13 protein-coding genes are annotated in these 11531 nt (G+C 67.5%); 6 read left to right on the top strand and 7 right to left on the bottom strand.

What is annotated here, in order from left to right:
- Positions 1 to 7 precede the first annotated feature (7 nt).
- The 3 genes from proB (at position 8) to C8261_RS06000 (ending at position 3165) form a co-directional block, all read left to right on the top strand.
- On the top strand, positions 8 to 1132 hold the full coding sequence (gene proB, locus C8261_RS06010) for a glutamate 5-kinase (RefSeq protein WP_107492765.1): 1125 nt from the start codon (positions 8 to 10) through the stop codon (positions 1130 to 1132).
- A 203-nt stretch (positions 1133 to 1335) separates the two neighbouring features.
- The gene (locus tag C8261_RS06005) at positions 1336 to 2178 is read left to right on the top strand and encodes a PEP-CTERM sorting domain-containing protein (protein ID WP_107492764.1); all 843 of its coding nucleotides are present in this window, start codon (positions 1336 to 1338) and stop codon (positions 2176 to 2178) included.
- 108 nt (positions 2179 to 2286) lie between these two features.
- Positions 2287 to 3165 (top strand): class I SAM-dependent methyltransferase, encoded by an 879-nt coding sequence (locus C8261_RS06000; protein ID WP_107492763.1) that lies wholly within the window; start codon positions 2287 to 2289, stop codon positions 3163 to 3165.
- A 9-nt stretch (positions 3166 to 3174) separates the two neighbouring features.
- Here C8261_RS06000 and C8261_RS05995 read toward each other — a convergent pair whose 3' ends face one another.
- Entirely contained in the window at positions 3175 to 4248 is a 1074-nt protein-coding gene (locus C8261_RS05995; protein WP_107492762.1) for a nitroreductase family protein, read from the bottom strand.
- Positions 4245 to 5132, bottom strand: coding sequence for a ThiF family adenylyltransferase (locus C8261_RS05990; protein ID WP_107492761.1), 888 nt, complete (start codon positions 5130 to 5132; stop codon positions 4245 to 4247). Before C8261_RS05990 ends, C8261_RS05995 begins: the two co-directional genes overlap by 4 nt.
- 72 nt (positions 5133 to 5204) lie before the next feature.
- On the opposite strand from C8261_RS05990, the gene C8261_RS05985 reads away from it, so the two are divergent.
- From C8261_RS05985 to C8261_RS05975, 3 genes are read left to right on the top strand one after another with little or no spacing between them, the layout of a single operon-like run.
- Positions 5205 to 6443, top strand: coding sequence for an ABC transporter permease (locus tag C8261_RS05985; protein ID WP_328588053.1), 1239 nt, complete (start codon positions 5205 to 5207; stop codon positions 6441 to 6443).
- Between the two features lie 5 nt (positions 6444 to 6448).
- Positions 6449 to 7663 (top strand): ABC transporter permease, encoded by a 1215-nt coding sequence (locus C8261_RS05980; RefSeq protein ID WP_107492760.1) that lies wholly within the window; start codon positions 6449 to 6451, stop codon positions 7661 to 7663.
- A 9-nt stretch (positions 7664 to 7672) separates the two neighbouring features.
- The gene (locus C8261_RS05975) at positions 7673 to 8455 is read left to right on the top strand and encodes a PEP-CTERM/exosortase system-associated acyltransferase (RefSeq protein WP_107492759.1); all 783 of its coding nucleotides are present in this window, start codon (positions 7673 to 7675) and stop codon (positions 8453 to 8455) included.
- Here the strand turns inward: C8261_RS05975 and mnhG are convergent.
- From mnhG to C8261_RS05950, 5 genes are read right to left on the bottom strand one after another with little or no spacing between them, the layout of a single operon-like run.
- Positions 8420 to 8815, bottom strand: coding sequence for a monovalent cation/H(+) antiporter subunit G (mnhG, locus tag C8261_RS05970; protein ID WP_107492758.1), 396 nt, complete (start codon positions 8813 to 8815; stop codon positions 8420 to 8422). The genes C8261_RS05975 and mnhG overlap by 36 nt on opposite strands.
- Positions 8812 to 9165, bottom strand: a complete 354-nt coding sequence (locus tag C8261_RS05965; RefSeq protein ID WP_107492757.1) for a monovalent cation/H+ antiporter complex subunit F — start codon at positions 9163 to 9165, stop codon at positions 8812 to 8814. The genes mnhG and C8261_RS05965 overlap by 4 nt, the downstream gene beginning before the upstream one ends.
- Complete coding sequence (locus C8261_RS05960; RefSeq protein ID WP_107492756.1) at positions 9162 to 9656, bottom strand: Na+/H+ antiporter subunit E; 495 nt, start codon at positions 9654 to 9656, stop codon at positions 9162 to 9164. The genes C8261_RS05965 and C8261_RS05960 overlap by 4 nt, the downstream gene beginning before the upstream one ends.
- A gap of 1 nt (position 9657) precedes the next feature.
- On the bottom strand, positions 9658 to 11151 hold the full coding sequence (locus C8261_RS05955) for a proton-conducting transporter transmembrane domain-containing protein (RefSeq protein WP_107492755.1): 1494 nt from the start codon (positions 11149 to 11151) through the stop codon (positions 9658 to 9660).
- Positions 11148 to 11531: a sodium:proton antiporter gene (locus C8261_RS05950; RefSeq protein ID WP_107492754.1), complete on the bottom strand. Its 384-nt coding sequence runs from the start codon at positions 11529 to 11531 to the stop codon at positions 11148 to 11150. The genes C8261_RS05955 and C8261_RS05950 overlap by 4 nt, the downstream gene beginning before the upstream one ends.

The raw sequence follows: 11531 nt of genomic DNA, 5'->3' as shown, positions 1-11531 counted from the left end.
ACCCGCCATGAGAACCAAGATCCGCGACGCCCGCCGCCTGGTGGTGAAGGTCGGCAGCACCCTGGTGACCAACAACGGCACCGGGCTGGACAAGCAGGCGATGGCCGACTGGGCCCGCCAGATCGCCGCACTGCGCGCTGGCGGCCGGAAGATCGCCCTGGTCTCCTCCGGCGCCATTGCTGCCGGCATGCAGCGCCTCGGCTGGAGCAAGCGTCCGCACGAAATGCACCGCCTGCAGGCCGCCGCCGCAGTCGGCCAGATGGGCCTCGTCGAAGCCTATGAAGAAGCCTTCGCGCGCCATGGCCTGCACACCGCGCAGATCCTCCTCACCCACGAGGATCTCGCGGACCGCAAGCGCTACCTCAACGCCCGCTCGACCCTCAACACCCTGCTCGACCTCGGCGTGGTGCCGATCATCAACGAAAACGACACCATCGTCACCGACGAGATCAAGTTCGGCGACAACGACACCCTCGGCGCCCTGGTCGCCAACCTCATCGAAGCCGACGCGCTGATCATCCTCACCGACCAGAAGGGCCTGTACACCGCCGACCCGCGCCGCGATCCAGCCGCCGAACTGATCTCCGAAGGGCAGGCCGAGGACCGCCGCTTCGAGGCCATGGCCGGCGGTGCCGGCAGCGGCATCAGCAAGGGCGGCATGATCACCAAGGTACGCGCCGCCCAGCGCGCCGCCCGCAGCGGCGCCCACACCTGCATTGCCAGCGGCCACGAGAGCGACGCCCTCACCCGCCTCGGCGACGGCGAACAGCTCGGCACCCTGCTCTACGCCAGCAGCACCCCGCTGCAGGCCCGCAAGCAATGGCTGGCCGACCATCTCCAGCTCGCCGGCAGCCTGATCCTTGACGAAGGCGCCGCCGCCGCCCTGCACGCCGGACGCAGCCTGCTCGCCGTCGGCGTCATCGAAGTGCGGGGCGAATTCGAACGCGGTGCCGCGGTCTCCCTGCACGACGCCAGCGGCCAGGAACTCGGCCGCGGACTGATCAACTACAACAGCGCCGAAGCCCGCCGCATCGCACGCCAGCCGAGCAGCCGCATCGAGGCCATTCTCGGCTACATCGACGAGCCGGAGCTCATCCACCGTGATCACATGGTGGTGCGCGCGGCGGGCTGAGGGCCGGCATCTGACGGACGTCGAATTTCTTTACACCCCGGCCTCACCCCACCTTCACTCACGCTTCACTACAGACCAAGAATAGAATTTTTTCTTATTGTTTTCAAAGCATTGAGAAAGAGCACAAAAACCTGGCCCGCGAGTTGCTTATAGTTGGCCCAGAAAGACCCAGCTATTGAACGCCCCAGCCAAGGAGCTCAACCATGTTCAAGAAAACCGTGCTTGCCGCGCTGCTCGCAGCTCCGCTGTCCGCACTGGCACTGCCCACCACCTTCAGCGACGTTTCGCTGGGTGGCAGCAATACCGTCACTTTCGATCAGCTGCAGATCTCCGGTGGCGGCTCGACCATCGTCCTGACCGACTCCAACTTCAACGGTGCCCTGGATATCGGCGACACCTTCGTCGAGACCGGCCTGATCGCCGGTGTCGGTTTCACTGACACCTTCGGCAACCCGATCTCCGACACCGGCCTCAACGTCGCCGGCGGCTACGAGCTGTGGGCTGTATTCGATCCGCTGGTCGGCTTCGTCTCCGGCGCCACCTTCGGATCGGTCGGACCGCTGACCGTTCAGACCTTCACGGTCAACTTCACCATGCCCTCGAGTGTCAGCATCTTCTACGACACCTCCATCGGCGGCGGCTACAACGCCGGCACTTCCGATCTGATCGGCCTGGCCACCATGCCGACGGCCAGCAGCTTCTGCACGGTGACCCGTACCAGCGGGATCGGAACCCCGCAGGAAACCGGCAGCTGCGTCCTTGAGTTCCAGTTCGATGCCGCTGGCGTGACCGCCCCCGGCGTATGGACGCGCGACGGTGTTGATGTCGGCGATCTGTCCGGCGTGAATCTGCGTGTCGACATCAACGTCGACCGCTTCAGCCCGGCCTTCTTCAGCCCGTTCTACTCCGAGATCGGCGGCACGCAGGTGGTCAATATCGACCACAACGGCTCCGCCCAGTTCCTGCCTGAGCCCGGCAGCCTCGCCCTGGTCGGCCTTGGCCTCTTCGGCGCCGCCGCCCTGCGTCGCCGCAAGCAGCAGGCCTGATCAGCGTCAACGCAGTACCCAAGCCGCCGATGCATTGCATCGGCGGCTTTTTGCCGTCCTGGCCTTGATGGCGCATACTGGCAGAGCCTGCGGCTCCGGGAGAACATCATGCCAAGCATCAACATCGCCCGCACCATCGCCAGGGAGTTGCTGAGCTTCACCCCCTGCGCGCGCACACCGGAACCGGACCTGGTGATGGCCGATGCCGAGCAGGTGCAGGCGTATACCGAGGCCGGGCGCGAATGTGGGGTAATGGCACCGGTCTATCTGCACCATTGCAGCCAGGTCTGCGACGTCATCCGCCCCGGCGACACCGTGGTCGATCTGGCCTGCGGACCGGCGACGCAGCTCGCCCAGGTGGCACGCCTGAATCCCGACTGCCATTTCATCGGCGTCGACCTGTCGGCCGAGATGCTGCGCAAGGCGCGCGCCCATGTTGCCGATCTGCAGCTCGCCAATGTCGAGTTCCGCGACGGCGACATCAGCCGCCTGGAGATGTTCGGCAATGCCAGCGTGGACGCGGTGATGACCACCATGGCCCTGCACCATCTGCCGACCCGGCAGTTGCTCCTCGACACTTTTGCCGAGGTGGCACGCATCCTCAAGCCCGACGGCGGCGTTTATCTGGTCGATTTCGGTCACCTCAAGTCGGAGCGTTCGATCCGCGAATTCGCCTATCAGTACGCCGACCGACAGCCCGAGATCTTCACCATCGACTACCTCAATTCGCTGCGCGCAGCCTTTCCTGTGGCCGATTTCCGCGCCGCGGCGCAGGCCCTCGACGGCCGCGCACAGGTCTACACGACCTTGCTGGTTCCTTATATGGTGGCGCTCAAGAGCGCACCGCGACGCGCGCCCGACAGCGCCCTGCAGGCACGCCTGCGCGAACTCCACGACGCCATGCCGGCCTACCACCAGCGCGATTTCAAGGATCTGTCGACCTTCTTCCGGCTCGGCGGCCTGCGCAGCGCACATCTGCCGCGCTGAAGCCTCGCACTACGACTTCATCAACGCGTCAAGGCTCTGCCGCAGGGAGCGCGACCACGGCGGCGCCGACTCCCCGATGCGGCACAGGAAGGCAAAACTGTCCTGCGCCCCGGCACCGACACTGCGCTCGAAGGCCTCGGCAAGCTCGGCGGCCTGCCGCCGTATGCCTTCGTCGGCTGAGAAGCTGCGCCCATCGCGCACATACCAGCGGAAGATGACTGGTGTCATCTCCGGCTGCAGGTGCAGGCCGAGGCGGGTCACCGTCAGCCACATGCGCTGCATCGCCGCCCCGGCACGTACGTGGTCCTCGATGCCGGCCGGGGCCCTGCGCGCACGCATCAGCACGTGCGCAGAGCAGGCCAGCGCGGGAATGTAGTCGAGCTGGATACGCGGCGGCACGGTGCCAAGCAGGAAACGATTGAAGAAGCGCACCCGCGCCCAGCTCTGCATCACCCAGCGCATCAGCAGGCCAGTGGCACGATCGACGCCCACCGCACGCTCGGGAATGCGGTCCGCGCTGTAGCGCGCGCCCCACTCGATGATCTCGCGATGTACTGCGAAGGCCTCCGGGCAGGTCAGGCGGATGTGGGCGTTGTGCCACATCACCGCCGCCATCGCCCGCCGCGCGGCAAAACTCTCGAAGAACTCCAGCGCGTAGTCCTCGCCTACCGCCTGCTGCAGCGCCTCGCGCTGTGCCGCACTGAGCGGAGTGGTGCGCATCGGCCGGCGTTGCACCGCACGCTGCTCGATGAAGGGCAGCAGCGCGTGCGGCTGCACACCGGGTTCCGCGCTCAGCGCCACGTCATAGACCGGCGCCCGCTCCTCACTGCCCGGGCGCAAGGACCACTGCGCACGCAGCCCAAAGGCGCTCGCGGCGATCTCCAGGGTAGCCAGCAAGGCGCCATGAGCCATGTGACTGGCGTGGCCGTCGAAGTCATACAGGCACCAGTCGCGGGTGTCATGGCCATGGATGACGATGCCTCCGCCCGCCGGCAGCTCGAAACGCCAGGGCTGGGTGTTGTCGCCGCTGGGCGCCCAGCGCGCCAGATCGAGGATGCGGTGCAGGGTATCGTCCGTGTTCATCGTGCGGCCTCCGTGGCTTTCTTCATCCGGGCGAGCTGGCGGCGCGCCACCCACAGCCCGATGCGTTGCAGCAGATTGCGATTGCCACCCGGACGCCAGGTGGTCGCCAGACGGTTGCGGTAGGCGTCGAACTGATAGCCGCGCGGCGCCACCACCAGCCGCCCCCTGCGCAGCAGAATCTTCAGTACCTCGGTAGCGGTGAAGCCGGCACAGATCTGACATGCGGCGATCGTCGACGGCCCCCGCCGCTCGGCCAGATTGACCCGCGACGGGTCGGCCAGATAGGCACGCTGCAACATCGCCGGAGACAGGCCGAGGAGGAAACGGATGGCCATTTCCTCCTCGTCGCAACCGTCGAGGCGGAAATACTCCTCGAAGGACATCCCGCCCGGCATGAACACCAGTACCGCCGCACCCATCCCCAGCGGCGCCGCGGTCACCGCGGGTATGCCGCGCCTGTGGCAGGCGGCAAACACCGCGCGGCGCGCGGCGAAGGCGAAGAAGTCGAGCCCGTCAACATAGACATCCACACCATCGAGAAAGGCGTCGATGTTGTCATCGCCGACCCCTTCCGGAAACGCTCGCAGGGCGAGGCCGGGGTTGATGTCCAGCGCCATGCGCTGCAGTACCTCGACCTTCGGCTGGCCGAGCGAGGACACCAGCGCGCCGGCCTGGCGGTTGAAGTTGACCACATCGAAGCGGTCAAAGTCGGCAATGCTGAAGGCACCGATGCCCAGCCGCGCCAGCGTGAGCAGATGCACGCCACCGACTCCGCCCAGCCCGGCGATGGCCACCCGGCTGCGGCGCAGCGTCTGCTGCTCGTCAGCCGTTGTCCACCCGAGGTTGCGCGAGAACGCGGCATCGTAGTCGAAACCCTCTGTCACCCCTATTTCTCCTTCATGTCCTGCGGCCCGTGCAGCTATGATAGAAGCTCATGCGCAGAGTGAAACGGCATCTTGGCTTCCATTCTGAATCACACCCTGCAAGTCTTCTCCCTCGCCGCCCGAAATGCAAGCCGGCAGCGCCGTCGCGCGCTGCTCGCACTGCTCATCATCTGCGGCGGGGTGATCGCCTACCTGCTCGCCGGCGGCTTCATCCACTGGATACTGCTGAACATGCGCGAGATGACCATCCACTCGCAGCTCGGGCACGTCCAGGTCACCCGTCCGGGCTACTTCCAGGAGGGGCTCGGCGACCCCTACAACTACCTGCTCCCCGACGACACCACGGTGGCGGCGCGGGCAGCCGGCGACAGTGCACTCACGGTGGCGCCGCGGCTCGCCTTCAGCGGTCTGATCAGCCACGGCGACGACACCATCTCCTTCATCGGCGAAGGCATAGACCCCGCACTGGAAGCACCGATCTCCGCCGCCATCACCATTGTCGCCGGCCGTGACCTCACCGCCAGCCCGGGCAGCTCCGTCCTCCTTGGCGAGGGACTGGCCGCCAACCTGGGAGCGGGCCCCGGCGATACCGTGGTGCTGCTCGCCACCACCGCCAGCGGCGGCATCAACGCCGTCGAACTGCAGGTTGCCGGCATCTTCGCAACCATCACCAAGGAGTACGACGACACCGTACTGCGCACGCCGATTGCCGTCGCCCGCGAGCTGATCCGCGTGCAGGGGGCCACCAGCTGGGTGATCCTGCTCAATGACACCGCCGCCACCGACCGCAGCATCGAGCGCATGCGCGCACAGCTGCCTGCAGGAGAGTTCGAAGTCATCCCCTGGCATGCGCTGGCCGACTTCTACAACAAGACCGTCGAACTGTTTTCCAAGCAGGTCGGCGTGGTCCGCCTGCTGATCGCGCTGATCGTCATTCTCAGCATCTCCAACACCCTGTCGATGGCGGTCATCGAGCGCACCAGTGAAATCGGCACCTCGATGGCCCTCGGTGTGCGCCGGCGCGGCATCCTCGCGCTGTTCATCGTCGAAGGCATGCTGCTCGGCGTGGTCGGCGGCGTGATCGGCGTCGTGCTCGGTTACGCCCTCGGCGAAGTGGTATCGCTGATCGGCATTCCGATGCCGCCCCCACCCGGCATGGCGCGCGGCTACATCGGCGAGATCGCCATCTCCCCCGCTCTGGCGATGGACGGCTTCATCCTTGCCTTCTTCACCACCCTGCTGGCCGGCCTAGCCCCGGCGTGGAAGGCCTCGCGCATGAACATCGTTGACGCCCTGCGCCACCAGCGCTGACTGCCATGCTCTTCAAGCTCGCCCTGCGCAACATCTTCCGCCAGAAACTGCGTACCGCGATGACGCTGGCGGCAATCGTCTTCGGGGTCAGTGGGCTGATCCTCTCCGGGGGCTTCGTACATGACATCTTCCACCAGCTCGGCGAAGCCATCATCCACTCGCAGACCGGCCACGTGCAGGTCTTCCGCAAGGACTTCCTTGACCGCGGCACGCGCCAGCCCGACCGCTTCCTGATCGACCAGCCGGAGCGCCTGGCGGCCACCCTGGCCGAACACGAGGCGGTCGCCGAGGTCGCCGCGCGGCTGAACTTCGCCGGCCTGATCAACAACGGCCGCCGCGACCTGGCCATCATCGGCGAGGGCATCGAGCCCGACAAGGAGGCCCGCCTCGGCACCTATCTGCAGATCACCGCCGGACGCCAGCTCGAGGACGGCGACGAATTCGGCATGCTGCTCGGCCAGGGCGTCGCGCACGCCATGAACCTGCGCCCTGGCGACCAGGCGACACTGGTGATGACCACCGCCGATGGCGCCATGAACACTCTGGACTTCGACATCGTCGGCGTCTTCCAGAGCTTCTCGAAGGACTTCGACGCCCGTGCAGTGCGCATTCCGCTGGCGGCGGCGCAGACCCTGATGGACACCCCGGGCGCCAACGTACTGGTGGTGACCCTGCACCACACCGCCGACACCGACAGCGCCCACGCCGCGGTGCGGGCGCGCATCGACGCGGCAAGCATGGAGGCACGCAACTGGCGCGAGCTGTCCGACTTCTACGACAAGACCCTGCAGCTCTACGACCGCCAGTTCGGCGTGCTGCAGTGGATCATCCTTTTCATGGTGCTGCTGTCGGTGGCCAACAGCGTCAACATGAGCGCCTTCGAACGCCTGGGCGAGTTCGGCACCCTGCAGGCACTGGGCAACCGCAAGCGCGACGTGTTCCGCCTCATCGTGGTGGAGAACCTCGTCCTCGGTGCGCTCGGCGCCACCCTCGGGGTCGTGATCGGCATCACGCTGGCGCTCATCATTTCCGCCATTGGCATCCCCATGCCGCCGCCGCCCAATGCCAACGTCGGCTACACTGCGTTCATCCGCGTCATCCCCGCCACCGTGCTCACCGCCTTCCTGATCGGCTTTGCCGCCACCGTGCTGGCAGCGGTCTTTCCCGCCCGTCGCGTCTCGGCCACGCCGGTGGTGGAAGCCCTGCGCCAGACCAACTGAGTTGCCCACATGCTGCTCTTCGAACGCTTCAACCTCGGGCACGGCTTCCGCAAGTATTTCCGCATCGCCCCGGCCGTCGACGACACCCTGCGAGACCGCGTCTATCGCATCCGCCACGAGGTGTACTGCGAGGAACTGAAGTTCGAACCCGAACGCCCCGACCGCCGCGAGACCGACGAATTCGACGCGCGCAGCCTGCACTGCCTGCTCACCACCTCGCAGGCCCCGGAGCAGCCGGTCGGCTGTACCCGGCTGGTGCTCACCCGCAGCGCCGACGAACTGCTGCCCTTCGAGCACACCTGCGCGCACACACTCGACCGCCGCATCATCGACCCCGCGCGCCTGCCCCGGGAGCGTATTGCCGAGGTCTCCCGCCTCGCCGTGCGTGCCACCTACCGCCGCCGCCGCGGCGAAGCGCGCGACGCCGCCCCCATTCACGACGAGGATTTCGGCGCCGCCGACCGCCCGCGCTTCCCCTACATTCCCATCGGGCTCTACCTCGGTGCCGTGGCCTTGGCCGCACGCAGCGGCGTCGATACGCTCTTCGTCCTCACCGAACCGCGGCTGGCGGCGCATTTCGGCAAGCTCGGCGTGGAAATCCGCCAGATCGGCGGAGGTGTCGATCACCGCGGCCTGCGGGTGCCGTCGATGATGGACGTACACGCCATCATCAAGAACATGCGCTTCATCGTAAAGCCGATCTGGCGGGTGATCCAGGAAGAGATCGAACGCGGCTTCGAGGAAGGCGCCGGCAGTTCAGGGCTCTCCGACCCGCCCACCACCTCGCGCTGAGCCCTTGACGCCGGCGTCCGCCGCACCATCGGCATCTTCCGCCAGCGCATCGCCCAGCACGCCGGTCTGCGGGCGCGTCCCGACACGGTGCGCAGCACGCGACAGCGCATGTGCAGCCAGCGGCGCAGTAGCCAGCAGCACCAACAGGGCAAACATTGCCTCCAGCGCCGCCTCGCCGCTGGTTGCCGCGGCAACGCCGCCAAGCACCATCGCCGCCCCCAGCGCCCCCGCCTTGCTCGCCGCGTGCATGCGCGTATAGCAGTCGGGCAGGCGCAGCACGCCAATGGCGCCGATAAGACAGAACAGCGTGCCGGCGAGGATCAGCACACTCGCCAGCCAGGCCAGCGGCGACGCACTCATCGCCGCACCTCCGGCACATCCGCAGCGCGCCGCTCACCGCTCGCCAGTTCCCCGGCGAGACGCTCCGCCTCACCCTTGCGCGGCGCAAACATCAGCATGAAGGCCGTGGTACCGAGGAAGGACACCAATGCCAGCACCACCGCGGCATCGAGCAGCGCAGACTGCGCGGTATGCAGCGCCAGCAGCGCAACCACCGCCACCCCCAGCAGGGTCAGCGCATCGATGGCCACCACGCGGTCGGGCGCGGTAGGCCCGCGCAGCAGGCGCACCACGATCAGCGCCGCACTCGCGCCCTGCAGCACGAAGGCCAGCGGCAGCACCCAACCCGCACCGACGATCTCCACATTCATTGCACTTCCTCCCTTGCCGGCCGCCCCGCGTCCAGCCACGCCAGCAGGCGCGCCTCGATGCGCCGCACGCTGTCCTCCACCGCCGAGGCCCCATCGGTATCCAGCGCATGGACGTAGAGGACACCGCCTGCGGCATCGTAATCGAGAGCCAGGGTGCCCGGCGTCAGCGTCAGCAGACACCCCAGCAGGGTAGCCACGCGCTCGTCGCGACGCACCAGCCTGACCCGCAGCACTGCCGGGGCGATCGCCACCCTGCGCGCCAGCACCAGGCGGGCCACATCGAGGCTGGCCTTGAGGATCTCCAGCGCGAACCAGCCCACGAAGCACACCCCGAGCTCCAGCCTCACGACATACGCGCGCATCCCCAGCAAGCGCGAGGACAGGCGCAGCAGCACGTAGATCAGCACGAAGGCCAGCACCACCCCCGAAGGCGACAGCGCATCGGCGAAGGCAGCCAGGCCGACGGCAAGCAGCAGATGAACCGCCAGCATCTCAGCGCCCTCCCGCGGCAAACACCGCGCCTGCGTACGCCGACGGATCGGCAAGCTGCGCCGCGGCAGCCACCGCATACGCCATCACCGGCCCGGCCGCCAGGCCGATCGCCACGGTGATCGCCGCCAGTACCGCCACCGCGGCATAGGCCGGCGCACTGCCGGTTGCGCGGCGCAATGCGCCCTCACCCTGGGGGTGGGCCTTGAGGAAGGCCTCGTTCCAGATCTTGCTCATCGACAGCAAGGTGAACACCCCGGTGATCAGGGCCACCGCGGCGGCAATCCAGGCGCCGGTGTCGAGGCTGGCCTTGACCAGCACGAACTTCGCCCAGAACCCCGACAAGGGCGGAATGCCTGCGAGCGACAGCGCCGGGATGGCGAACAGGATTGCCAGCCAGGGCGCGTGGGCGTACAGCCCGCCCATCGCCGCGAGGCGCTCCGAGCCGGCAATGCGTGCCGCCAGCCCGCCGATGAAGAACAGGTTGGCCTTCACGACGATGTGATGGATGAGATAGAACACTGCCCCGGCCAGCGCCAGCGGCGTGGCGAGCGCGAGCCCCAGCACCATGTAGCCGACCTGGCTGACGATGTGGAAGGAGAGGATACGGCGCACTTCGGTCTGCGCCGCCGCGCCCAGCACCCCCACCAGCATGGTGAAGCAGGCCACCCACAGCAGCACCTCATGGGCCAGTCCGGCCTGCGGCCAGACCAGCGTGACGATGCGGATCAGCGCATACACCCCGACCTTGGTGAGCAGACCGGCGAACAGCGCCGACACCGGCGTCCACGCCACGTGGTAGGACGCCGGCAGCCAGCCGAACACCGGGAACAGCGCGGCCTTGATGGAGAAGGCCAGCAGCATCAGCACCACCGCCACGATACCGCCCGCGGGCACCTCCCCGGCTGCGGCGTGCACTGCCAGCTCGGCCATGTTGAGGGTGCCGGTGGCGCCGTAGAGCAGGCCTGCGGCAAGCAGGAAAAGCAGGGTCGCGAGCAGGTTGAGGAACACATACACCACCGTGCCCGACAGGCGCCGCGCCCCGCCGCCGAGGACCATCAGCGCGAAGGAGGCGATCAGCAGCACCTCGAACCAGACATAGAGATTGAACACGTCGCCGGTGATGAAGGCGCCGCAGACGCCGGTCAGCAGTCCCTGCACGAAGAGGTGGAAATCGCGCCCCACCGCCGGGTCGCCGGGGCGGCTCACGCCATACACCACTGTCGCCAGCCCGATCACCCCGGTGATCGCCACCATCGCCGCGGCCAGCCGGTCGATGACCAGCGAGATGCCGTAGGGCGCCTGCCACCCCCCCATCTGTCCGGCGAGGATGGCGCCGTCGGCAACCTTGCCGACCAGGGCCAGGCCAACCACGGTCAGCGCCGCCGCACCAAGCACGCTGAGCGCCGCCACCAGCGGCGGATTGCGCCGCCACAACATGCACAGCACGAGGGTAACGAGAGGAATCGCGATCGGCGCGACCAGCCAGGCGTTCATGCCCCCTCCTTGCCGTCGGCGGGCAGATCAGGCGCAGGCGCCTCGGCAACACGGGTGATGCGGTCGGTCTCGGTGCTGTCATGCTCTTCGCGGGTGCGCTTGAGCACTGCCAGCGCGAAGACGAACAGCGCAAAACCGATGACGATGGCGGTCAGCACCAGCGCCTGCGGCAGCGGATTGGCGGCCGCTTCCGGCACCACCCCGCCGGGCACGAAGGCAGCGGCCTGCCCACCGAGGCGGCCGGCAGTAAGCACGGCGAGGTTGATGGCGTTGCCAAGCACCACCACGCCCAGCACCACACGCACCAGATTGCGGTCGAGAAGCAGCCAGACACCGATGGCCACCAGCACGCCGACGGTCAGCGCAGCAATCAATTCCAT

The sequence above is a fragment of the Pseudothauera lacus genome (genome assembly GCF_003034845.1).
Taxonomy (GTDB): Bacteria; Pseudomonadota; Gammaproteobacteria; order Burkholderiales; family Rhodocyclaceae; genus Pseudothauera; species Pseudothauera lacus.
This window is presented reverse-complemented; position numbering and strand designations above follow the sequence as displayed.

Coding starts and splice junctions, on each gene's coding strand:
- proB (WP_107492765.1), top strand. CDS start 8: ATGAGAACCAAGATCCGCGACGCCCGCCGCCTGGTGGTGAAGGTCGGC.
- C8261_RS06005 (WP_107492764.1), top strand. CDS start 1,336: ATGTTCAAGAAAACCGTGCTTGCCGCGCTGCTCGCAGCTCCGCTGTCC.
- C8261_RS06000 (WP_107492763.1), top strand. CDS start 2,287: ATGCCAAGCATCAACATCGCCCGCACCATCGCCAGGGAGTTGCTGAGC.
- C8261_RS05995 (WP_107492762.1), bottom strand. CDS start 4,248: ATGAACACGGACGATACCCTGCACCGCATCCTCGATCTGGCGCGCTGG.
- C8261_RS05980 (WP_107492760.1), top strand. CDS start 6,449: ATGCTCTTCAAGCTCGCCCTGCGCAACATCTTCCGCCAGAAACTGCGT.
- C8261_RS05975 (WP_107492759.1), top strand. CDS start 7,673: ATGCTGCTCTTCGAACGCTTCAACCTCGGGCACGGCTTCCGCAAGTAT.
- mnhG (WP_107492758.1), bottom strand. CDS start 8,815: ATGAGTGCGTCGCCGCTGGCCTGGCTGGCGAGTGTGCTGATCCTCGCC.
- C8261_RS05965 (WP_107492757.1), bottom strand. CDS start 9,165: ATGAATGTGGAGATCGTCGGTGCGGGTTGGGTGCTGCCGCTGGCCTTC.
- C8261_RS05960 (WP_107492756.1), bottom strand. CDS start 9,656: ATGCTGGCGGTTCATCTGCTGCTTGCCGTCGGCCTGGCTGCCTTCGCC.
- C8261_RS05955 (WP_107492755.1), bottom strand. CDS start 11,151: ATGAACGCCTGGCTGGTCGCGCCGATCGCGATTCCTCTCGTTACCCTC.
- C8261_RS05950 (WP_107492754.1), bottom strand. CDS start 11,531: ATGGAATTGATTGCTGCGCTGACCGTCGGCGTGCTGGTGGCCATCGGT.